This is a genomic window from Clostridium sp. AM42-4, assembly GCF_003480105.1.
Taxonomy (GTDB): Bacteria; Bacillota; Clostridia; order Lachnospirales; family Lachnospiraceae; genus Brotaphodocola.
On sequence record NZ_QUIK01000021.1, the window covers coordinates 17,183 to 40,405 of the forward strand.

Genomic DNA, 23,223 nt, shown 5'->3' on the forward strand with positions numbered 1-23,223 from the left:
TTTATTGAGAATAAATGAGAAAACAGGGGTAAAAAGGTATGGGGTATCATCTTCCAGAGCAGTTTGCGGGAAAAAAGAGAATTCTGGTCACAGGCTGTCCCATTGGCGGTGTTCTTCAGAAAACCGTAAAGACCATGGAAGAGAGCGATGCAGTTGTGGTCTGCTTTGAAAATTGCAGCGGCATCAAGGCGGCATTTCAGATGGTAGATACGGAAGCGGAAGATATCGTGGAGGCCATCGCTGCCCGGTATTTAGAAATCGGCTGTTCGGTCATGACTCCGAACACAAAACGGATCGGGCTGATCGAACGGCTGATCCGGGAATACCAGATCGACGGGATCGTGGAGATTGATCTGCAAGCCTGCACGCCGTACACGGTGGAAGCTTATACGATCCGGCAGCTTGCAAAGGAAAAGCATGTGCCGTATCTGGCGATTGAAACAGATTATTCCCAGAATGACAGCGGCCAGCTGGCAACGCGTATTGAGGCGTTTCTGGAACTATTATAGTGAGGAGGACTGTGTGCACATGCATGAACAGTCGTGTTACAAAAGTTGCAGGGTGGAAAACATGGAGAAGAAAAAGAATGTAATTTGGTCAGGCTGCAGAACGGAAGAAGATAATTTTTCCAGACAGGAACAGAGGAAAATGGCAGCCTTGACCCGTCAGGAACTAAAAGATCTGGAAGCGAAAGAAAAAACAGAGCTGGAAAAGGCGTTTGATATCCTGATTCAGTGTCTGCCCAATGTTTGCGGACTGCTGGCAATCCTGGAATATCTGCTGATCCCGGACAACAGCACCAACCGGAATCCGAACACCTATCTTGGATTTCTGGTGCTGCTGATCCTGGTTTACGATATCTGTGGAATCGCTGCAGCATGGAAGCGCAGATCAGGCGATAAAAAAATGTCTGAGCGGTTCCGGTACCGGGCACCGCTCTGGTCGGCTTTATTTCTTTTATTTACCGGATATGATTATCTGACGTTGAAAACCGGGATCCTGACTCAGCCGTTTGTTCCCTGTATCAACTTTATCCTGAATGCTGCGTGGATCGACCGGGCCATGATCCTGGACTGCACGGTGCATACCCTGGGACTTTTGTTCCTGGGATATTTTTCCGGTGTAGCGCTTGGGCTTGTAACCGGAATTGTCTGCGGGTATTCCCGGAAAGCCCGCTACTGGATCGATCCGGTGATTAAATTTTTGGGACCGATCCCAACCTCAACGTGGATCCCGATCATGATGGTCATTGCCTCCTCGTTGTTTGGCGGAGCGGTGTTCATCATCGCGCTGGGATCGTGGTTTGCGGTAACGGTTGCGACCATGAACGGCATAGCCAATGTAGACCGCGATTATTTTGACGCGGCGAGGACGCTTGGGGCAAGCGAGCGCAGGCTGATCTTTGGCGTGGCGATCCCGCATGCCATGCCATCGATTCTTTCGGGCTGTACCCAGGCTATGAGCAGCTCCTGCACCGCGATCATGATCGCTGAAATGCTGGGAGTAAAGTCAGGACTTGGCTGGTATATGAACTGGAGCAAGTCCTGGGCCAGCTACGATAAGATGTTTGCAGCGTTGTTTGTGATCTGCTTCATCTTTACCGTAGTCACCAAGGTATTAGACCGGATCAAACGCCATGTGCTCAGATGGCAGAATGGAGCGGAAAAGAATTATGGATGATCGCAGTAACGTTGTGCTGAAGCTGAATGGAGTATCCAAAAGCTTCGCAAAGGTAGAACAGGATGAAGTAACCCATGCGCTGGATCATGTAGATCTGGAGATGGAAAGCGGGGAGTTTATCAGTCTGGTAGGACCATCCGGGTGCGGAAAATCAACAGTGCTGCGTCTGGTGGCGGGACTGATCCGGCCGACGCTCGGAAGCGTAACCGTGAATGGAAACGAGGTAGACGGACCATCCCCGCAGCGGGGCATGGTGTTTCAGAAGCCGACGCTGTTTCCGTGGCTCACCGTAGAGAAAAACATTGCGTTCCCATTGAAAGCACAGGGGAAATTGAAAGAAAATGAGGATAAGGTGGAACACATGCTGGATGTGATCGGCCTGCGGCATTTCCGCAATGATTACCCGGGACAGCTTTCCGGAGGCATGGCGCAGCGCGTGGCGCTGGTGCGGACGCTCATCAGCCAGCCGCAGATTTTGCTTCTGGATGAACCATTGGGCGCGCTGGATGCGTTTACCCGCATGAACATGCAGGATGAGATTTTGTCTATGTGGCGGGAAAAGAGGCAGCTTGCATTGATGGTAACCCACGATGTGGATGAGGCGATTTACATGGGAACCCGTGTCATTGTCATGGATGCAAACCCGGGACGGATCATCGCGGATATCAGGATCGAAGAAGATTTCCCGCGAAACCGTTCTTCGCAAGGCTTTATCGCGTACCGGAACATGATTTTAAACCGGCTTCATTTTGCCGGTGAGAAATAGATCATTTTTTTATTAAAGGAGAAGGTATTATGAAAACAAACAGATCACTTGCATTATTTTTGTCCCTTTCCATGGGACTGTCTCTGACTGCATGCGGAGGGGCAAAGCAGGCTGAGGAGACGAAGGCAACGGAGAAAGAGCAGCTTGCCGGAGATTTGAATAACGATGGACAGATCGAGATGGGCCAGGACGGTGTTGAGGTTGAGGTCAATGTGTCGGATGTTCATATGAATGCGGCAGATGCCTTTGCAGCAGGAAAATGGGAAGCACTGTTTACCCCGGTAGATATGGAAGGCCGTGCGATCGACATGGCAGACTTTGACCTGACTCCGACTGAGGAAGAGAAAAAAGCCATGGAGAGCGAACCGGCATATGGTGAGCCGGTCCTGTATTACATGTCTGACGGATGTACCTCCGGCCCGACCGTGGCAGATGACCTTGGTTACTATGCAGAGGCAGGACTGACCGCAGAAGGCTTCAAAGGCAATTCCTACATTGAGGCACTGGGAACCCGCCAGGCAACCGTAGCAGTCGGCCATATCGCTACCATGATTGTTCCAATCACCAACAATGTGGATCTTACTTTCGTTGGAGGCGCACATATCGGCTGTAAATCTCTCTACGCACTGGCAGACAGCCCGTACAATACAACCGAAGATTTAAAGGGAACCCAGATTTCCGTACCGAATGGAATCGGTGCTTCTGACTACAACATCACTTCGATCCTGCTGGATGCAGATGGCATTGATCCGCTGAGCGATGTGAGCCTGACCCAGGTTTCTTCCGATGCCTGCGTGGCAGCTATGGAGCGCGGTGAGATTTCCGCAGCCCTGTTAAGTGATACATTTGCGTATGCCATGATGAAAGAGGGAAAGTTAAAATGCATCCGTTCCCTGCAGGATGAGGATTTCGCAGGAGATGCCTGCTGTGTGGTTGCTATGAACCGCACGTTTGTACAGGAGAATCCGACCATCGCAAAGAAGATCACCCAGGCAATCCAGAAAGCACATTCCTGGATGCGTGAAAATCCGGACGAGGCAACCAAACTGCTTCTTGACCGCGGCTGGAACGGCGGTGATTTTGACATGAACGTCATGATCAACAATGCCCTGCAGTTTGGTCTTTCCGATGAGTGCACCGGTGCATCTTTGAAGAAAATCATTGAGAAGTATGTCCGTCTTGGCCTGATCACTTTCACCGATGATGTGGAGGAAATCTACGGACTGGCATGGACCCCGGTTCTATAGGTTTATCCGGGAAAACAAGAAGGATTGAAACAGGATAGGAATTTGCATATGACATATTTTACAGGCATCGATATCGGTTCTACTTCTGCCAAAACGATCGTCATGGATGACAAACAGAATATCTGCTTACGCATGCTCCAGCCTACGGGCTGGAGCATGCGTCGATACGGCCGGTGAAATCTTACGGAAGCTGGAAGCGGAAGGCATAAAACGGGAAAGCATGAAGATCGTAGCCACCGGCTACGGGAGAGCCGAGGGAGAACATTGCCTACGCGTGGTGGATTCCATCGTAAACAAGGTAGCAGCACAGGCCGGAAAGCTTTCAATCGGAACGGGCACAGTCTGTCTGACAGGAGGACTGTGCGGAATTACGTTAACGATATTGTTTATTTTTAGCTGCACATATGGCATGCCGCGCATGCGGACGGTGCCGTCGCGCATCCGCCCATGGCGGTTTCGCGCAGTTCTGCCGGAAGGCGTTTGCCTACGGTGTACATGGTTTCTAACATTTCATCGAACGGGATGAGCTGGGAGAGTCCGGCCAGGGACATCTCGGCTGCGATCAGGGCGTTTGCCACACCGGCTGCGTTGCGGTTCTGGCACGGGTATTCGACCAGACCGCCGACCGGGTCACAGACAAGTCCCAGCATATTCATCAGAACGATGGTAGCAGCATCGAGGCACTGCTTCGGACTACCGCCGAACAGCTCTACGGCAGCGGAAGCAGCCATGGCGGATGCAATGCCGACCTCGGCCTGACAGCCGCCGACTGCTCCGGCTACGGTTGCGTTACGCATTGCCAGATAACCGATCGCACCGGCATTGAACAGTGCTTTGACCAGGTCTTCATCGGAAAAGTGATGACATTCCTGAAGTGATAACAGCATGCCCGGAACTACTCCGGCAGAACCTGCGGTTGGGGCAGCTACGATCAGACCCATGGAAGCATTGGTTTCCAGAACAGCTACCGCGCAGGTGATGGCTTTTTCCAGCACTTCACCCAGGATGTTGCGGCTTGCAGCCTGGTGTGCGGCAAGCTTTCCTGCTTCGCCGCCGATAAGGCCGCCCATGGAGCGCACCGGTGTCTTGATCGGGGTGCGGGCAGATTCTTTCATGATTTCCAGGGCGCGGGCCATACGGCTAAGCGCCTCTTCTTCTGGCATCTCGCCTTCGGTTATTTCCCGGTTCAGCATGATCCTGGAAATCGGAAGGTTCTGTTTCTGACATAATTCTAAAAGTTCTTTTGCGTTTTTAAAATCCATGATCTTGTCACTCTCCCTTCCTTAAATCTGTACGATCATCACATCGTGTACGTTTGCATTTTCTTTTAAGCTTTCTGCTACATCTTCCGGAAGTGTTCCGTCGGATTCTACGATGGTGTAGGCAGTGTGCCCCTTTGCTTCACGGAACAGGCGCATGAAAGCAATGTTGACACCGCGGTCGCTTAAGACTTTGGTGATGTGGGCAACTACTCCCGGTTTATCCTGCTGGACAACAATGACAGCGCTGTATTCGCCGGTAAAGTCTATCGAAACACCGTTGATGCGGACAATGCGCACCTTGCCGCCGCCAAGAGACTCTCCGCGGATTGTCATGGTCTGTCCGTTTTTGTTTGTCATGGAGATGTCCACAGTGTTCGGATGGATCTCGGCTTCCGTCTCATTCGGGGTGAAGGTGTAGGCCAGACCACTTTCCTGCGCAATCTCAAACGAATTGCGGATGCGCATATCGTCGGTGGAAAAGCCCATGATGCCGCCGAGGAGCGCACGGTCGGTTCCATGTCCGTGATAGGTCTTGGCGAAGGAGCCGTACAGGGTGAAATCAGCCCGGATGACGTTTCCACCGATCATTTTCTGGGCGAGGAAACCGATGCGGGCAGCGCCTGCCGTGTGAGAACTGGAGGGACCGATCATGTTCGGTCCAAGTACATCGAAAACACTGATAAATGACATGTTAAGCCTCCTGAGTTTCTTTTATGATAAATTTGCGATAAATTGTATCTACAATTACGCCGATGGCATTGTCACCGGAAACATTGCAGGCAGTTCCGAAGGAATCCTGTGTGATGTAAAGCGCAACCATGATCGCGCAGATCGGGCCGTTCGGGTCTCCGGCTGTGGTGCCGAATACCATGTAGAGGAACGGCAGTGCGGTCATGATGGAGCCGCCCGGTGCACCTGGGGAAGCAACCATGGCAACGCCCAGGGTCATGATGAACGGAACAACGGTAGCAAGGCTGATCGGCAGCTGGTTCATCAGGCAGACTGCGGTAGCGCAGGCTGTGATGGTGATCATGGAACCGGCCATATGGATGTTTGCGCAAAGCGGAACGACAAAGTTACGGATCTGCTCGCAGACGCCATCGTTGGCTGCGCACTGTAAGTTAACCGGAATGGTCGCTGCGGAAGACTGGGTTCCCAGTGCAGTTGCATAACCCGGAAACTGGTTTTTAATCAGGGTCAGCGGGTTCTTCTTGCTGATGGTTCCTGCAATGATAAACTGGATGGTAATGCAGATCAAATGCATGGCAATGACAACCAGGAATACCTTCCAGAGGATGCCGAGGATTGCAAAGGTTTTTCCGGAAATGGTCATATCCGTGAAGGTACCGCAGATGTAGAGCGGCAGCAGCGGGATGATGACATTGTGAAGGACTTTATCAATAATAGAAGAAAAATCCTTGATTGCATTGTAAAGGGTATCTCCGATCTCCTTGCCGCGCATGGAAGACAGGCAGAGTCCTAAAACAAAGGCAAGCACAACTGCGGACAGAGTGTCCATGACTGGCTGGATGGTGATGATAAAGTACGGAGACAGGGATACTTCTGCGGTAGCAGCGATCTGGTCTAATGCATCTGCGCTCATAAAGCTCGGGAACAGGTTTTCTGCAACCAGGAAGGATGCGGAGCCTGCGATCAGGGTAGAGCTGTATGCAAGGGCAACGGTGATCAGAAGCAGTTTTCCAGCGCCCTGTGACAGGTCTGCGATACCCATGGTTACATAAGCCAGGATCATGAGCGGGATGATAAATTTTAAGAAGTTACTGAAAAAGCCAGACAGTGTTACGACCAGGCGGCAGAAGCCCTCCGGCAGAAACTGTCCGAATAAGATACCGATGATGATTGCCAGGATCAGCTTCGGTACCAGCCCCATTTTAAATTTCTTTTTTTCCATTTGTAAATTCCCTCCAAAAACAAAAATGTGAATCGTTTGGAAATCTGCTGTTTGTGGCTGTCTGCGTGCTGGGCAGACAACTGCGCTTGGTGCAGATTTCAGAAAAATGGCGATTGACGTCTTCGCAGGGGCATTATATCATGGTAATATGAATGAATCAAATTTATAGTTTTCATAATGGCATTGAAAATTTTTCAATCATAGATTATGAAAGAAGCTACAAAATAATGTGCTTTTCGCAACGATTATACTGCAAAAATGCAGAGAGTTCGTGAAATTTTTGATAAAACAAAAGAAAAGAGGTGTGAAGTATGGAATTGCGTCAGTTTCAGACCTTTGTGCAGGCGGCGCAGCTGCAGAGCTTTTCCAGGGCTGCGCAGCAGCTTGGCTATTCCCAGTCGGCAGTGACGGTCCAGATCCGCCTGCTGGAGAAGGAGCTGGGGACCAGGCTCTTTGACCGGATGGGAAAGCAGGTGATCCTGACTGCACAGGGAAGAAAATTTCTGGAGCATGCGAACCGGGTTTTGTACGAGGTGAGCCGTACCCGGCTTTCCATGCATGAAGATGAAGAATTAAAGAATCCACTGCATATTGGGACGATCGAGTCCATCTGCACGGCTAAATTTTCGGCAATCGTCAGTCAGTTCCGGAAACTGCATCCGCAGGTGCGATTCCAGATCACCGTTGGGACTCCGGAGGAACTGATCCGCATGATGGAGCAGGATCTTCTGGATATGATCTACATTCTGGACGCACCCAGATGGAATGAAAACTGGGTGAAGGCCATGGAGCAGGCAGAGCCGGTTGTGTTTGTGGCATCGCCGGGATTTTTAGAGAGTCATGGACTTTTGGGAAGAAAAAATCTGGATGATGTTTTGCAGGAACCGTTTTTCCTGACCGAGAAAAATGCCAACTACCGCCAGGCGCTGGATCAGCACTTAGCGGGCTGCCACCGCGCACTGTCCCCGGTTTTAGAGATCAGTGACACGGCATTTATCATTCAGATGCTGGAACAGGGACACGGGCTTTCGTTTCTTCCGCTGTTTGCCGTGCAGCAGCAGATCCGGGACGGAAGGCTGGCCGTGATTGAGGTAGAGCAGGTAGAAATTTCCATGTACCGGCAGATCTTTTATCACAAAAATAAATTTAAAACCCGGGAAATGGAGGCGTTTATTGCGTTTGCATCGGAAGAACTGTGATAAATTTTGCCCACGGTTTCGATAGAGTATGATATAATGCCTAAGAAAACGCGCGGAAGTGAGGTGAGTAAAATCATGAATTTTCTAAAAAAGCAGTCCCCGGTGCGGATCATCTCCATGGGCTTTGCCCTGGTGATCCTGATCGGCTCTATCCTGTTAAGTCTACCCTGCAGCATTCAGGATGGGGTTACGGTGCGTTATATTGATGCACTTTACATGTCGACGAGTGCGGTTTGTGTGACCGGACTTCTGACCGTGGATGCGGGAGATACATTTACGCCGTTGGGACAGTTCTTTCTTGGACTTTTGATCCAGATCGGCGGACTGGGGGTTACCGCTGTGGGAACCGGTGTGATCCTGGCGATGGGAAAGAAAATCAATTTAAAGGCCAGAAACCTGATCCGGGAGGCTTCGAACCTGGATTCCGGAAAAGGTGTGGTCCGGTTTGTGCGGATGGTGCTGTTTACGACAGTGACCTTTGAGCTGATTGGGGCGGCTCTTAGCTTTCTGGTGTTTTCCAGAAGCTATTCCCCGCTTCATGCAGCAGGGATCAGCCTGTTTCATTCGGTGGCGGCGTTTAACAACTCCGGCTTTGACATTCTGGGAAACATGCAGAACCTGATCCCATATCAGGATGACGTATTTTTAAACCTGGTGACCTGTGCGCTGATCATATTTGGCGGAATCGGCTTTTTGGTGATCCGCGAGGTGATCGACAAGCGGTTCCGCTGGAAAAAGTTTTCCATGCATACCAAGGTGGTCTTAAGTATGAGCCTGTTTTTGACTGTAGCAGGAACGGTGCTTTTGAAGCTGACTGAGGACATCACCTGGATGGGCGCGTTCTTCACGAGTGTTTCTGCAAGAACGGCCGGCTTTTCAACGTTTCCGCTGGGCTCATTTTCGAATGCCGGACTGCTGACGGTGATTGTGCTGATGGTGATCGGTGCATCTCCGGGATCCACGGGAGGCGGAATCAAGACAACCACAGCGTTTGTGCTGTTTCAGGGCATAAAATCCTCGGCAACCAACACATCAGAGAAGGCGTTCCGCTATGCGGTTCCGGCCGATGCGTTCCGCAAGGCAGCAGTCATTACGCTGCTGGCGCTTGGCATTGTGCTGACTGGAACCTATATCCTGGTGATTCTGGAGCCGGGGGTCCCATTTATGGATGCGCTGTTTGAAATCAGCAGTGCGTTTGGAACGGCAGGACTTTCTACCGGAATCTCGCCGGGACTTTGTGACGCGGCAAAAATCTTAACGATCCTGATCATGTTTATCGGAAGACTGGGACCGCTGACGATCGCATCGTTATGGTATTTTACGAAGGGCGAGCGGGTCAGCTATCCGGAAGGAAATATCGCGATCGGATAACCAGAGCGGAATTTGGCGATGTTGGGCAAACGGGTTATTGATTCTGCTGTCCTGATGTTGTGGAATGGAAATATGGAAGGACAGGTGGCACGAAACGGTACGCCTGTCAGAAGAAAGGGTGCAAGAAGCTATGTTTAAAAAGAAGAGTAATGGGAAAAACACCTATGGCATCATTGGTCTTGGCCGGTTTGGACATGCGCTGGCGCTGGAGCTGGCAGCAGCCGGGGCAGACCTGGTCGTGCTGGACCGCGAAGAAGAAAAGGTGCGGGAGCTGCGGGAGCATACAGAGAATGCGTATGTCGTTCATGCGCTGGACAAAAAGACACTTTCGGAAACCGGGATCCAGAACTGCGATGTGGCAGTAGTGTGTATCGGTGAGCAGCTGGATATTTCCATTCTGACTACGCTGAATCTGGTCAGTCTTGGCGTGCCGACCGTCATTTCCAAGGCAGCCAGTGCGGAGCACGGTGAGATCCTGGAGAAGATTGGAGCTCAGGTGGTGTATCCGGAGCGCGATATGGCAGTGCGTCTGGCGCACCGGCTGGAGGCAGTCCGCATGCTGGACTTCATCCAGTTAAGTGAAAAATTAAACATCTCCAAGATGATCATGCCGGAGCGGATCGTAGGAAAAACCGTTCTGGAGGCGAATCTGCGCGGACGCTTTGGCGTTAACATCATTGCGGTGGAGAGCGAGGGAAAGCTGATCGAGACCATCACGCCGGATTATGCATTCAAGAAGGGCGATATCGCATACATTTCCGGAAGCAAGGATGGATTAAATAAGCTGAGCGACTGGAACGGGAAGGCGTAAATGAGTTGCGGTGAACAGTAATTAAATGGTGGGGCTGATAGCAGATTGACTTTATACACAGGATATGTTAAGGTTGTACTGTAATACATACAAAACAGATCATAACAATTTCATAAACGGGTAATGTGATTGTATATCCTGGAGATGGGTCCAGAGTCTCTACCAACTACCGTAAAGAGTTGACTACATAGTTACATGAACCGGCGAAGCCGGTGCGTCCATGCGGCTGTGTATTGCTTTTGAAGATCGATGAGAGTTCCGCGTGAGCGGAGCTCTTTTTATATGATAGGAAATTGCGTCCTATGAAACAAAAACTGCTCCGTGGAGATGTGCACTCGGCGAAGCGGCAAGAGGGAGGAAGAATGCTATGAATGAAAAACGAATATTCGCCCTGAAAGGAAATCTCATTTACACAAAAGAGATCGGCACGATAGAGATTGCCATGCAGCATTATCTGGTCTGCGAAGACGGAAAGGTTGAGGGAATCTACGCAGCTCTACCGGAAAAATTCCGGGAAATACCAGTAGAGGACTTTGGTGAAAGGCTGATCATCCCCGGTCTTACCGATCTGCATGTTCATGCACCCCAGTACTCATTTCGGGGAATGAGCATGGATCTGGAACTTTTGGAATGGCTGGAGACGAACACCTTCCCGGAGGAGAGCAAGTACCAGGATCTGGAATATGCAGAGAAATCCTACCGCATTTTTACAGACCATATAAGGCGCAGTGCCACTACAAGAGTCTGCGCATTTGCCACGATCCACAACGAGGCAACCCTGCTTCTGATGGATCAGCTCGAGGAGGACGGGATTGCAGCTATGGTGGGCAAGGTGAATATGGACCGCAATAGTCCGGATTACTTGCGTGAAGCATCTGCAAAGGAAGCGGCTGAGGCGACAAAGGCATGGCTTCGGGCGGTGGCAGAGAGGCATTACCGCCATGTGCAGCCGATTCTGACTCCCCGTTTTATTCCAAGCTGCAGTGACGAACTGATGGAACTTTTACATGGCATCCAGAAAGAGAGCGGACTTCCGGTGCAGTCGCATTTGTCTGAGAACCAGGAAGAAATTGCCTGGGTACAGAGGCTTTGCCCCTGGTCAAAGTTTTATGGGGATGCCTACGAACATTTTGGCATGTTTGGCGGAGCGTGCCGCACGATCATGGCGCATTGTGTTCACTCTGGTGAAGAAGAAATTCAGCAGATGAAGGCAAATGGTGTGTTTATTGCACATTGTCCGGAGTCGAATACCAACCTTTCTTCCGGGATCGCGCCGGTACGCCGCTACCTGGAGGAGCAGATTCCGGTGGGACTTGGCAGCGATGTGGCGGGAGGCAGTACGGAAAATATGTTTGTGGCCATGCGCCATGCGATTCAGGATAGCAAGCTGCGCTGGCGCCTGACCGACCAGACGTTAAAGCCACTGACGCTGGAGGAAGTATTTTATCTGGCGACGAAGGGAGGAGGTTCCTTCTTTGGTCAGGTGGGAAGCTTTGAACCGGGGTATGAATTGGATGCGGTAGTGCTGGACGATGCAAGACTTGAACATCCGCAGCCGCTCAGTATCCGGCAGCGTCTGGAACGGATCGTTTATCTGGGGGATGAACGGGAGGTTTTATCCAAATATGCTGCCGGTCAGCGGATTTTGTAAAGCAGAAAGAAAAATCTCATTGCTGGCACGCATGCGTGAACGACAACGTCGTCTGACCAGCGTCAAAAAAGGCTGTGGGAACTTTCGCCCCTTTGATTTACTGTGTTAAATTGTTACTTCCGATTCCACGGTCCGCGTTTATAGAACCAAACGGACATGCACATGGCGACGGTCCATCCGATTGGCCATGCACACCAGATTCCGATAGATCCAAAGACTTTTGCAAGTCCAATGGCAAGTGCTACACGCAGGATCAGGTCAGTGAAGGTGGCAATCATGAAGTTTCTCATGAGTCCGGCACCTCTTAAGATTCCGTCAGCTACCAGCTTTGCGGAGACTACAAAGTAGAACGGAGAGAGGATCCGCAAGAACTGGATTCCGGTATCGATAGCCGGGCCGGTGGAGTTATCCATGAAGAGGAATACCAGGTAACGTCCGGCGAAGAAGTAGGCGAGGAACAGCGGCAGGCAGAGAAGCCATACCAGCTTTAAACCGGCGAGGAAGCCTTCCTTGACACGGTCCATTTTCTGTGCACCGATGTTCTGTGCGGTGTAGTTGGAGATACCGTTTCCCAGTGTTGTGAAGGATGTGATGACCAGATTGTTCAATTTTACCGATGCGGAGTAACCGGCAATGACGCTGGCACCAAAGCTGTTGATGACACTCTGGATGATGATGTTTCCGACTGAAATGAAGCTCTGCTGCAGGATACTAGGAATGGCGATGACAGAGATCTTGCCGAGCAGCCGCCAGGAGAAGATGGCGGCACGGCGTTCGGTCTTGACACCAGCCAGTCTGCGCAAAACAACCAGGATTGCGAGGATACAGCTGACACCCTGACAAAGGAAGGTTGCCCATGCAACACCGGCTACGCCCATCTTGAAGGCAGTGACAAACAGAATATCCACTGCGATGTTGGAGGTTGAGGATGCGGCCAGGAAAATGAACGGGGTTTTGGAGTCGCCCAGTGCGGAGAAAATTCCGGTTGCAATATTATAAAAGAACAAAAATGGCAGTCCTAAAATATAGATATTTAAGTAGAGCATGGAGTCATCGAGGATTTCTGCCGGGGTGTTGATCAGCTCCAGAAGTGAGCGGCAGAGTGCCAGTCCGCCTGCCATCAGTACCGCGCAGAGCACTGCACCTGCAATCAGTGTGGTGTAAACGGCGGTCTTCATTTCGCTGTATTGTTTGGCACCGAAGAGCTGGGATACGATGACGGAGCATCCAATGTTGCATCCGAATGCGAATGCAATGAAGATCAGGGTGATCTCGTAGCTGTTTCCGACAGCAGCCAGTGCGTTTTCGCCGACGAATTTTCCGGCTACCAGGCTGTCGGCAATGTTATAAAGCTGTTGGAAGATGATGCTTCCGAACAGGGGCAGACAGAACTGCCACAATACTTTCTGGGGTTCTCCCACGGTCAGATCCTTGTTCATGGGTTTTGTACCTTCCTTCCCTTTTTATGCTAATTGTTTATGTTTAAAAACGGATTTGCCAGAGCGTTGCTTATGTTTCGGGGCACTGGCTATAGCGTTTCGGCCTATGCTTCTGCGTGCTGCTCACGCAGCTTTAAGCACTGCAGGATCAGCTCTACGCATCCGTCGATGCCGAACTGGCTGCTGCTTAACATCATGTCATAGCTTTCGGATTCACCCCAGTGGGTGTCGGCATAAAAGTCAAAGTAGCGTTTCCGCATCCGGTCAACCTTCTGGAGACGTTTTTTTGCGGTCATTTCATCCATCTGGTTTCGTTTCATGACACGTTTGAGTTTGTCATCTTCTTTGGCGTAGATGAAAACGGACAGCATGTCGTTTCGGCCATCCAGAATGGAAGAAGCACAGCGTCCTACGAAAACACCTCCACCCTTTTGGGCAATATCCTGGATCGCATGACGCTCTGCGTCAAACGCCATCTGACTTTCCGGGTAGAATGCATGAGCCATGCTGACGGTATCTGCAAATGGATTTCCGGTGAGCAGACTGCCAATCGAGAAAGGCTGCTCCTCATTCTGGCTTAAAAAGTGTTCCGTGTATCCGCTTTCCTCTGCGGCTTTCCGGATGAGCAGTTTATCGTAATAAGGAACGCCTAGCTTTTCTGCAAGCTTTTCTGCGATCTCACGTCCGCCGCTGCCGTATTCACGACCGATGCAGATCAGAGGCTGTTTTAAATTCATGGAGTCTGCCATAATAATTCCTTCTTTCGTTTCAATGATTTTCTAACCGTGCTTTATTATAACCGTGATCAAATTAGATAGATAATATATAGTTCATATATTTACTATATAAAAAATATATAGTAAGATAAAAGCAGTACGTGAAGACATTTTGTGCAAAGTGGCGAGCGCAATCCAGATTATGGAATTGCAAAGAAAGTTTAGAGGAAGCAAAAAGGGAACAGAAGAACAGAAGGAGAGACATGCATGGCAGCGAATTTCGAACACTATAAGATTTTTTATTACGTGGCCCGCTACGGAAGCTTCACCAAAGCCGCGGAGCTTCTGTACAGCAACCAGCCAAACATCACACGGATTATCCGGATTCTGGAAACGGAGCTTGACTGCAAGCTGATGCAGCGCTCAAACCGGGGAATTACTTTGACAGAAGAAGGCGAACGGCTTTACCGGAGAGTGGCGGTGGCCTTCGAACAGATTGAACTGGGGGAGGAAGAGGTACGCCAGAGTGCGGCCCTGCAGGACGGCAGCATTGTGATCGGTGTCAGCGAGACGGCACTGCACTTATATCTGATGGAGATTTTGCGGGCATTTCACGAAAACTATCCGGGAGTCCGGCTGAAAATTTATAATTATTCCACGCCAGGCGCAGCGAAAGCCTTAAAAGAGGGAATCATCGATCTGGCTGTGGTTACTGCAGCGGATCAGAAAGAATTGGAGGGAGTGGCAGACCATGTGGTTTTGGTGAAATCTTTTTATGATGTACTGATTGCAGGAAGACGGCTGGAAAGCCTTTCCCAGAAAACAAACGAGTTAAAAAGTCTGGAAGCATATTCCCTGATCTCGCTGGAGCGCCATACGAGCAGCTACGACTTTTACAGCCATTTTTATCTGCAGCATGGCCTGACCATGCAGCCGGATATCGAAGTGGCAACCGCAGACCTGATCCTTCCGATGGTGGAAAAAAATCTTGGAATCGGATTTCTTCCGTATGAACTGGCGGCGCAGGCATTGGAAGAGGGGCGGGTAGTTGAAATTCCATTAAAAGAAAGTATCCCGGAGCGTTTGATTTGCATGCTCTACGACACAAACCGTGAGAGCGGGACCGCCGCCAAACGGTTCCGGGATATGGTAATGAAAGAACGATAGCAGAGGCAAAACGAGACAGACCCATACGATCCAGTTCTGGCAGTAAAATTTATTCTGTCTGTATAACCGGGTGCTGGGCAGGAAGACATCCGGTCAGCATAATTTTTGTTTTTCCGAGCTGGATCAGACCTTCCCGGTCCATTCGTCCAAGCTCTCTGGAAACAGCGCTCCGGTCGCAAAACAGGTAGTTTGCCAGCTTATCACGCCCGAACGGCAGTGTGATGGTGGCAGAATGCTGCTGTCTGGATAAGATGGAGAAATAGAGCAGCAGCTTTTTCCGCAGGGATCCCTGGGTCAAGATGCGGATCTTCATCATCAGTTCCATGTTGTTTTTGGCGATCAGCTGCATCAGGTTTTCCATGACTTTAAAACGGTAGGTGCAGTTACAGTTTTGCAGGGAAGTAAATTCCGGCACATACAAGAATAAAATTTCTGCCTTTTCTGAGGTGAAAATTTCAAAGATATTGGCAGAGGCATGGGCAACGGCCAGGGCATGACCGAACAGCTCACCGACGCAGGCCTGGGTGATCAGGGTATGGTTGCCGTCCGGGTCAGTCAGAAAAATTTCCGCATATCCGTTTAAGACCAGCCCAAGACAGGGAATTGGTTCATCAGAAGAAAACAGCAGGGTCCTGCTGGTAAATACTTTCTTTTTTGCTTTTAAACACTGGAGTACCGGCTCCATTTTCTCTTCCGGGATTCCCATAAATAATGGATTTTTCATCAGTAGTTGATAATAATTTCTCATGAAAGCCTCCTTGTTGCCGCGGCAACTGAAATGACGTTTGATCTTTGCTATTCTAGTTAGCGTTCACTAACTAATGTTAGCAATTACTAACCACTATAACAAAGGGGAGGAAAAAATACAATGAAAAAATCAAAGTTACTGATCGGACTTGCGGCCGTGGCGATGCTGGCGCTGACTGCATGTCAGGGATCAGGCGGAAGCATTGCAGAGACAGAAGCAGAAACGAAAGCAGCGGCAGAAAGCTCAGAAAATGGCGGCGCTGAAGCTGAAGAAGACGCTGGGAACGGAGAAGGCGTGGTTTTAAAACTGGCAGTACCGAAAGCACCGCCGACACTTCCGCTTCTTCATATGGCAGATGCCGGACTGCTGGGCGATAACGTAAAGATGGAACTGGATATCTGGGATGCGCTGGAGCAGCTGATCGCCATGGTGCAGGATGGGGAGCATGATATGTTTGCATTTCCGCTTACGGTAGCGGCAAAGCTTTATAACAAAGGACTTCCGGTGCGCCTGACCAATGTCAATACCTGGGGTGTAACCTACTTTATCACGACGGATCCAAAGCTGACGGAATGGTCCCAGTTAAAGGGCAAGACCGTGTATGTTCCGCTCCAGTCTTCCCCGCCAGATGCCTTAACCCAGTTCTTTTTAAATGAAGCTGGTTTAAAGGCTGGTGAGGATGTCGAGATTGTTTATTCCACTACCGCAGAGATTTCCCAGATGATGGCAGCGGGTAAGATCGAGTATGCAACTCTCATCGAACCGCAGGTGACTGCAGCAAAGATGAACAACGACCAGGTGCGTGTCGCATTTTCCTTTGAAGATGAATGGAAGAAAGTAAAAGGTGAGGATTCCATCGTGCCGAATGCAGGACTGGGCACCACGGAATCGTTTATTTCTGAGAACGCGGAGCTGGTGACAGAGTTTGAAGCTGCTTATGAGGAATCCTTAAACTGGGTTCTGGAACACCCGGCAGATGCTGCAGCACTGGCAGAGGAAAAGCTTGGACTTAAGGCTGCGCTGGTAGAAAAAGCGATCCCGAACATGGGTCTGATCTATAAAAATGCGGCAGACGCGAAGACTGACCTGGATGGTTTCTATCAGCTCCTGAACGATTTTGATCCGTCCATGATCGGAGGCAAAGTACCGGATGAAGGCATGTATTACAGCAAATAAGTACCAGATGAAGATCTGCATGACATCAAACAAGGAGCGGATGAAGACTTGTATGACAGCAAACAGGTACCGGATCGCGGCAGCGGCTCTGGTGCTTGGACTCTGGTGGGGAATGAGCAATCTTTATTCCCCCCTGGTCGTGCCGCCGATTCCTGCGGTGGCTGCAAAGGTGGCTGAAATTTTAAGCTCTGCAAAACTCTGGTGTGAGATTGGGAAAACGATGGTGCGCCTTGTCTGCGGTCTGGGAATCGGGATTGGGATTGGCTGTCTGACAGGTTTGTTTGGCGGTGTGCTCAGACCGGTCCGCCAGCTCATTCAGCCGGTACTCGGCATTATCCAGGTCGTGCCGCCGATTTCCTGGCTGATTCTGGCGATTATCTGGTTTGGATTCAACGGACGGGCAAGCATTTTCATAGTAGTGATGGCGGTAGTTCCGACCATGTTTATCTGCATTTGTGACGGCATTTCGGCGATTGACCGGAAGTTGTTGGAGATGGGAAGCGTGTTTGGATTTTCTGTCTGGAAAAAACTTCGCTATATCCTGATCCCGTCGGTAACCCCGTATTTTGCGTCCGGCCTGAAAATTGCAGTCGGTATGGCATGCAAAACGGTCGTGATGGGAGAAGTGCTGACTACGACGTCGGGGATTGGCGGACAGATCATGACAGCGCGGCTGAATATTGAGCCGGAGACAGTCATTGCCTGGACTGTGATCATGGTGGGGATTTACTATGCAGTGGTTCTTGTCGGAAAGCTGCTTCTTTGCAAAAAACATGCGGTACAGCGAAATGAATAATATAGGAAAGGAACGGGGCAGTATGCTGGATGTGATAGATCTTGGAAAAAAATTCGGTGGCCTGCCGGTTCTGGAGCATTTAAATCTCCGTGTGGAACCAAAAGAAATCACGGCCATTGTGGGTCCTTCCGGCTGTGGGAAATCAACGCTTCTGAACCTGATCGCGGGAATTACCGGTGATTATGAGGGGCAGATCAGAAACCGGGCGAAAAAAACGGGGTATGTGTTTCAGGAAGACCGGATTCTTCCGTGGCTGACGGTATATGACAATATCCGGGTGGTGCGGGACGATACCGATAAGGCGCGGATTGCCCAGCTTATCGATCAGGTGCATCTGACCGGATTTGAGGATTATTATCCGGAGCAGCTGAGTGGCGGCATGCGGCAGCGGTGCGGGATCGCAAGGGCATTCTACTATGGAAGCGAGCTCCTTTTGATGGACGAGCCGTTTAAGTCACTGGATTACACTCTTCGCCAGGAAATGCTCACGCACCTGAAGAAACTTTGGGAGCAGGAGCAGAACTCCGTGCTGTTTGTTACGCATGATATGGACGAGGCGCTGCAGATTGCAGACCGGATCCTGATATTTGGTCCGAGACCGTCGTTTGTGGTGAAAGAAATCCGGCTTCCACGTCAGGAAGGACTTCGTGATCTCAGTATAAAAAACCTGGTCGAGGCGAAAGCAGAAATGATCCGGCTGATCGGTTAGGAAGTTTCTGAACAGAAAATTTTGTATGGTGCAGCTGCGGCTGAGAATTTTGCCAATTTGTAATAGGAAGCATTGGAAAAGGAGAGAGGAAAGAAATGAGAGGACTGGGAATTGATGCGGGAGCGGGAAGTATTTCCCTGGCGGTAGTGGAAGATGGAAAGCTGATCTACAGCCGTTACGCGCTGCATAAGGGAGAAGCCAAGGCTGTGCTTGGCAGAATGCTGGAAGACATGAAGCAGGAATTGAACCGTACCAATCCGGGAACCATCGACTATGCCGCAGGAAACAGTGCTGCGGCTTTTCTTTTTCCCAAAGCGGGACAGAGGGAGATGGCAGATCGGGTGATGGCGCTTCTGGCAGGACAGAAACTGCTTTATCCAAAGGCACAGAGCATTCTGGAAATCGGTGCACAGACCTCCTGCTTTTTGACGGGACTTGGACATGACCAGGTGCTGGAGTATGCGGTAAACGGAGAATGCGCAGCAGGAACAGGGGCATTTTTTGAAGATCAGATGTATCGTCTGGGATTACCTTTGGAATCTTATTCTGAATATACAGACCGCGCCGCCAGTGTTCCGCGGCTTGCAGGACGCTGCAGTGTGTTTGCAAAGACCGATTTGATTCACCGGCAGCAGGAGGGAGTATCCGCAGAGGATATCCTTCTGGGCCTGGCTTACGCGGTGGTAAGGAATTTTAAAACTTCAGTAGTGCGCAAACTTCCGGTGCACAGACCGGTACTTTTGTCTGGCGGTGTGGTAAATAACCGCGGGGTGATCCGGGCAGTGAAAGAGATTTTTGGGCTGGAAGAAGGAGAACTGCTCTGTGATGATGGTGGAACCATTGTTTCCGCAGCTGGTCTGGCTGTGATTGCCATGGAACGGAAGGTGCGTGTGGACTGGGAACGGCTATGTGAGGATGCAGGTAAGGATATGGTGGTTTCCTGTGATGGTATGGCGGCTTTCTGCGACTGCAGCAGAGAAATGAAACAGCAGTCTGATGGAAACAGGCTTCCTGCGTTTCCTTACGAGAAGGCGAAGCTTCACAAGACCCGGGCACCAAAGCAGGGAGAAGCAATGTGGCTTGGGGTGGATGTGGGCTCTACCAGCACCAACCTGGTGCTGATCGGAGAAAATCAGGAGGTGCTGGATTACTGCTATATCCGCACTTCGGGCAACCCGGCCCGGGCTGTCGAGGAAGGCCTGGAAGTATTAAAACCAACCATGGATATGGCAGGAACTGCAATTCTCCAGACTGCAGTGACGGGGTCTGGCCGTTATCTGATCGCAAAGAAGCTGGGAACGGATCAGGTCCTGGATGAGATCACGGCCCAGGCCAGGGCGGCATCGTTCTTAAACCCGGACGCAGACACGGTCTTTGAGATCGGCGGTCAGGATTCGAAATACATTTCCGTGAAGCACGGTCAGGTCGTGGATTTTGAGATGAACAAGGTCTGTGCAGCAGGAACCGGTTCTTTTATTGAGGAACAGGCAGGGCGGCTGGGAATTCCGCTTCCTGAAATCGGGCCGATGGCGCTGGGGGCAAAACATCCGGTGGAGCTTGGCGAACGCTGCACGGTGCTGATGGAGTCAAAAATCGTATCAGAGCTTGCGGCGGGCGCGGGGAAGGAAAATCTCTGTGCGGGGCTTTGCCGTTCCATTGTGCGCAATTATTTAAACCGCGTGGTGGTCAATAAAAAAGTGGGACAGGTGGTCTGTCTGCAGGGCGGCATTATCCATAACGAAGGAATTGTTTCTGCTTTTTATGAGATGCTGGGCGACCGGCTTCGCATCACACCTTATTATGACGTGACTGGTGCTTACGGAGCGGCGCTGGAAGCCAGGGATGCTTCGGAAAAATGCACCTGCGACCAGGAAAGAAATGAGGAAATCTATAAGAAAAACCGCGCATGGTTTTATGCCGGGTATGATGGAACGCTTTTGCCGGACCGGAAAACGATCGGAATCCCGCAGTCCTTAATGATGTATAAATTTTTCCCGATGGCGTACCAGTATTTTACCCAGCTTGGATTTAACGTTCTGTTATCGGAAGAAAGCTGCGAGGAGATCATCCGCATCAGCCAGGATGTGACGCAGGAGGAAACCTGTTACCCGGTGAAACTGCTTCACGGACATATGGAATGGCTGGCGCGAAAAGGAGTAGACTATATGTTTCTTCCCTGTATCCGTACTATCCGGCATGAAACATCCGGTGTAGAGCACAATTATGGCTGTGTTTACATGCAGACCGCGCCGAAGATCGTGGCGAAAACATTGAAGCTAAAGGAACGCGGGATACAGATTCTCGCACCGGTTCTTGATATGGACATGGGACAGCCGCAGCTGGCAAAGGCGATGATCCAGACCGGAATCGGGCTGGGAAAAGAGCAGGAAGCCTGTCAGCTGGCAATGAAAAAAGGTGCTGCCGCCATGCAGTTGTGTGACCGGAAGTCGGAAGAACTTGGAAAGGAAATCCTCACATCCTTAAAGCCGGATGAGAAGGTTCTGGTGCTGATCACCCGGAACTACGGAATTTCAGATCCGGTACTGAATATGGGAATTCCAGGTGAACTTCTAAAACGGGGCTGTAAGGTATTAAACCTTGCACATCTTCAGGGACACAGCATGTATCTCGCAGAGGAATACCCGAATTTATACTGGCCATTCAGCCAGCATATCTTAACCGGAGCCAAGATCATAAAAAATCATCCGAATCTGTATGCGGTGTATCTGACCAATCATGGATGCGGACCGGACACGATGATTTCTCATCTGTTCCGTGAGATCATGGGAGAGAAGCCATATCTGTCTGTGGAGGTAGATGAACACCAGTCGGCAGTTGGTGTGGTGACACGGATTGAGGCATTTTTGAACAGTCTGAAGCATGTGGAGAACCGGGAAAGCAGCAAGAGGGAGGACAATGCCTGGGGAAAATGCAACCCGGAAAGCGGCAGACAGGAACGCAGAGGACAGGAACGCAGCGAACTGGGAAGCAACAGGCGGGAAAGCTGTGCGGCTGGGTACGACGGCATCCCTCTGCTTCATAAATTGCAAAAGAATGCGGTCTTGCATCTGCCGCCGCTTTCTGTCTACACAGAACTTTATGCAAGGTGGCTGCGGAATCGGGGATATATGGTTCATGTCAGCCCGGATTATACGCGAAAAGACATGGAGACCGGAAAAGCAGAAAGTATCTCAAAAGAATATGCAACCTTTTCTGCTATGGCAGGACAGATCCTGCGCCAGGAGAAGAGGTGGAATGAAATTGCAGGTGGAGTTTTGCAGGCAGAATCATTGCAGGAAGAAGAAAAAGCGCAGAAAGAGGGGCGTGAGGGCTGCCTGGTGAAGGCTCTCCAGCCTGAGCAGCGCTGCTATCTGGTACCGCAGACCGAGGGTGCCGAGGCAGAGGGCATGTTTTCTATGGTGATCCGGGCGCTTTTGAAGCAATCCGGCGCAGATCCGGCGCAGGTCAGTTTGTACACTCCATTTACAGAGCACTTATTTCAGATGGAAGACTGGCAGCAGATCTGGCAGCTTATCATGCTGGGAGATGCACTTCTTTGTATGGAAGAAAACGAGCAGAAACCAGCAATCGAAAACATCACGTTTCCTCTGACATGGGAAAAGACAAAGTCTCTGCTTAAAGCATGGCATGAAACATGGAACGGAAACATTCTGAAAAAACAGAAGCGGGTATTCCTTTTTGGATCCGCCATGGTCTTAAACAGCAATGGTCTCAACCGGAATATGGCAGATGCCGTGAGAAAACATGGATTTTTGCCGGTTCCGATGATGCTTTCCGAATATCTCTGGTTCTGGATCCGGGAGAGTCAAAAAGAAATTCCGCAGGAAGCAACGAAACAGCTTACCTGGTTCCGGGAAACGTACCGGGATATCTGGGGAGAAAAGGAAACTCTGGAAGAAGCGTTTGCCGGACTGCAGAAGGCGTATCCGGAGGTGGTTGGCGGAAACATCCGTTACCTGTGCAGTCTGGCTGTGAATGTGATACCCGGCGGGGCAGGAAATATGCTGCTGCTTCCGACCTATGCCAACGCCGGATCCGTGATTGAGATGATGAAACACGATTCCCCGGTGCCATTCCTGCATTTCCAGGCGGAAGGAAACGGGGAAGCAGACGAGGTGGAGCGGCGTGAAATCTGGCTGAACCTGCTTGAGCGGGAATGATGCAAAAGATAAAGAAACATAAAAATCAAATCATGGGTGATTATGACAAAATTGTCATTTTTTTGTCATGAACAATTAAACTGCTGCCGGTAGAATAGAACTCAGTAAGAACTTTGGTAAAATTTAGGAGGGACATGACTATGGCAGCAGTTATTGGTTTTCTGATGATCATCGCGATCGTGGCATTGCTTTTAAAGGGCAAAATGTCACCGCGGTAACCGTTGTAACCGCAGTGATCGCAACCATCGCGCATCTGGACGGAACTGAAAGACCATATGAAGTTCAGTATCCCGCCGTATTACCTGGTAAGCCTTCTGATGCTGGCATTCGGAGTCATTCTGGGGATCGTGACGATATAAACAATTTAGCACAGTAGGTCCGAAAGCTCCCGC

Annotated in this window: 20 protein-coding genes and 1 riboswitch; of the genes, 14 read left to right on the forward strand and 6 right to left on the reverse strand. The window is 50.4% G+C overall.

Annotated elements, in window-relative coordinates; genetic code table 11:
- Positions 1-38: 38 nt before the first annotated feature.
- From DW922_RS14380 to DW922_RS18325, 5 genes are all read left to right on the forward strand, one after another.
- Positions 39-509, forward strand: a complete 471-nt coding sequence (locus DW922_RS14380; protein WP_118720497.1) for a 2-hydroxyacyl-CoA dehydratase family protein — start codon at positions 39-41, stop codon at positions 507-509.
- Positions 510-570: 61 nt separating this feature from the next.
- Positions 571-1,680, forward strand: coding sequence for an ABC transporter permease (locus tag DW922_RS14385; RefSeq protein WP_347560324.1), 1,110 nt, complete (start codon positions 571-573; stop codon positions 1,678-1,680).
- Positions 1,673-2,446 carry an ABC transporter ATP-binding protein gene (locus DW922_RS14390; protein ID WP_118726942.1) on the forward strand — a complete coding sequence of 258 codons (774 nt, stop codon included), beginning with the start codon at positions 1,673-1,675 and terminating at the stop codon, positions 2,444-2,446. Before DW922_RS14385 ends, DW922_RS14390 begins: the two co-directional genes overlap by 8 nt.
- 29 nt (positions 2,447-2,475) lie before the next feature.
- Positions 2,476-3,693, forward strand: a complete 1,218-nt coding sequence (locus DW922_RS14395; protein ID WP_118726943.1) for an ABC transporter substrate-binding protein — start codon at positions 2,476-2,478, stop codon at positions 3,691-3,693.
- A gap of 48 nt (positions 3,694-3,741) precedes the next feature.
- Positions 3,742-3,870, forward strand: a complete 129-nt coding sequence (locus tag DW922_RS18325; protein WP_279221343.1) for a hypothetical protein — start codon at positions 3,742-3,744, stop codon at positions 3,868-3,870.
- Between the two features lie 215 nt (positions 3,871-4,085).
- On the opposite strand, the gene sdaAA is transcribed toward DW922_RS18325, so the two are convergent.
- From sdaAA to DW922_RS14410, 3 genes are read right to left on the reverse strand one after another with little or no spacing between them, the layout of a single operon-like run.
- Positions 4,086-4,955, reverse strand: coding sequence for an L-serine ammonia-lyase, iron-sulfur-dependent, subunit alpha (gene sdaAA / locus DW922_RS14400; RefSeq protein WP_118705299.1), 870 nt, complete (start codon positions 4,953-4,955; stop codon positions 4,086-4,088).
- 21 nt (positions 4,956-4,976) lie between these two features.
- Positions 4,977-5,645 (reverse strand): L-serine ammonia-lyase, iron-sulfur-dependent subunit beta, encoded by a 669-nt coding sequence (gene sdaAB, locus DW922_RS14405; RefSeq protein ID WP_118726944.1) that lies wholly within the window; start codon positions 5,643-5,645, stop codon positions 4,977-4,979.
- Between the two features lies 1 nt (position 5,646).
- Positions 5,647-6,867, reverse strand: a complete 1,221-nt coding sequence (locus tag DW922_RS14410) for a dicarboxylate/amino acid:cation symporter (protein ID WP_118720487.1) — start codon at positions 6,865-6,867, stop codon at positions 5,647-5,649.
- 311 nt (positions 6,868-7,178) lie between these two features.
- Between DW922_RS14410 and DW922_RS14415 the strand changes: the two genes are divergently transcribed.
- The 4 genes from DW922_RS14415 (at position 7,179) to DW922_RS14430 (ending at position 11,899) form a co-directional block, all read left to right on the forward strand.
- Entirely contained in the window at positions 7,179-8,066 is an 888-nt protein-coding gene (locus tag DW922_RS14415) for a LysR family transcriptional regulator (protein WP_118726945.1), read from the forward strand.
- 75 nt (positions 8,067-8,141) lie between these two features.
- Positions 8,142-9,437, forward strand: a complete 1,296-nt coding sequence (locus tag DW922_RS14420; protein ID WP_118543505.1) for a potassium transporter TrkG — start codon at positions 8,142-8,144, stop codon at positions 9,435-9,437.
- 130 nt (positions 9,438-9,567) lie between these two features.
- The gene (locus tag DW922_RS14425; RefSeq protein WP_118726946.1) at positions 9,568-10,248 is read left to right on the forward strand and encodes a TrkA family potassium uptake protein; all 681 of its coding nucleotides are present in this window, start codon (positions 9,568-9,570) and stop codon (positions 10,246-10,248) included.
- Positions 10,249-10,357: 109 nt separating this feature from the next.
- Positions 10,358-10,454: riboswitch (purine riboswitch) on the forward strand.
- A gap of 161 nt (positions 10,455-10,615) precedes the next feature.
- Entirely contained in the window at positions 10,616-11,899 is a 1,284-nt protein-coding gene (locus DW922_RS14430; protein ID WP_118726947.1) for an amidohydrolase family protein, read from the forward strand.
- A 113-nt stretch (positions 11,900-12,012) separates the two neighbouring features.
- Here DW922_RS14430 and DW922_RS14435 read toward each other — a convergent pair whose 3' ends face one another.
- Positions 12,013-13,338, reverse strand: a complete 1,326-nt coding sequence (locus DW922_RS14435) for an MATE family efflux transporter (RefSeq protein WP_118720469.1) — start codon at positions 13,336-13,338, stop codon at positions 12,013-12,015.
- 104 nt (positions 13,339-13,442) lie between these two features.
- The gene (locus tag DW922_RS14440) at positions 13,443-14,087 is read right to left on the reverse strand and encodes a cytidylate kinase-like family protein (RefSeq protein ID WP_118720467.1); all 645 of its coding nucleotides are present in this window, start codon (positions 14,085-14,087) and stop codon (positions 13,443-13,445) included.
- 234 nt (positions 14,088-14,321) lie between these two features.
- Between DW922_RS14440 and DW922_RS14445 the strand changes: the two genes are divergently transcribed.
- Complete coding sequence (locus DW922_RS14445) at positions 14,322-15,221, forward strand: LysR family transcriptional regulator (RefSeq protein WP_118726948.1); 900 nt, start codon at positions 14,322-14,324, stop codon at positions 15,219-15,221.
- A gap of 49 nt (positions 15,222-15,270) precedes the next feature.
- Here the strand turns inward: DW922_RS14445 and DW922_RS14450 are convergent, their stop codons facing one another.
- A complete protein-coding gene (locus DW922_RS14450; protein ID WP_118720463.1) occupies positions 15,271-15,969 on the reverse strand; it encodes a Crp/Fnr family transcriptional regulator in 699 nt (232 codons plus the stop codon).
- A 120-nt stretch (positions 15,970-16,089) separates the two neighbouring features.
- Between DW922_RS14450 and DW922_RS14455 the strand changes: the two genes are divergently transcribed.
- The 4 genes from DW922_RS14455 (at position 16,090) to DW922_RS14470 (ending at position 22,831) form a co-directional block, all read left to right on the forward strand.
- The gene (locus DW922_RS14455; protein ID WP_118726949.1) at positions 16,090-17,145 is read left to right on the forward strand and encodes an ABC transporter substrate-binding protein; all 1,056 of its coding nucleotides are present in this window, start codon (positions 16,090-16,092) and stop codon (positions 17,143-17,145) included.
- Positions 17,120-17,941, forward strand: coding sequence for an ABC transporter permease subunit (locus tag DW922_RS14460; RefSeq protein ID WP_118543515.1), 822 nt, complete (start codon positions 17,120-17,122; stop codon positions 17,939-17,941). The genes DW922_RS14455 and DW922_RS14460 overlap by 26 nt, the downstream gene beginning before the upstream one ends.
- A complete protein-coding gene (locus DW922_RS14465) occupies positions 17,934-18,650 on the forward strand; it encodes an ATP-binding cassette domain-containing protein (RefSeq protein WP_243032254.1) in 717 nt (238 codons plus the stop codon). Before DW922_RS14460 ends, DW922_RS14465 begins: the two co-directional genes overlap by 8 nt.
- A gap of 95 nt (positions 18,651-18,745) precedes the next feature.
- Complete coding sequence (locus DW922_RS14470) at positions 18,746-22,831, forward strand: acyl-CoA dehydratase activase (protein WP_118726951.1); 4,086 nt, start codon at positions 18,746-18,748, stop codon at positions 22,829-22,831.
- The last annotated feature ends 392 nt before the right edge of the window (positions 22,832-23,223 follow it).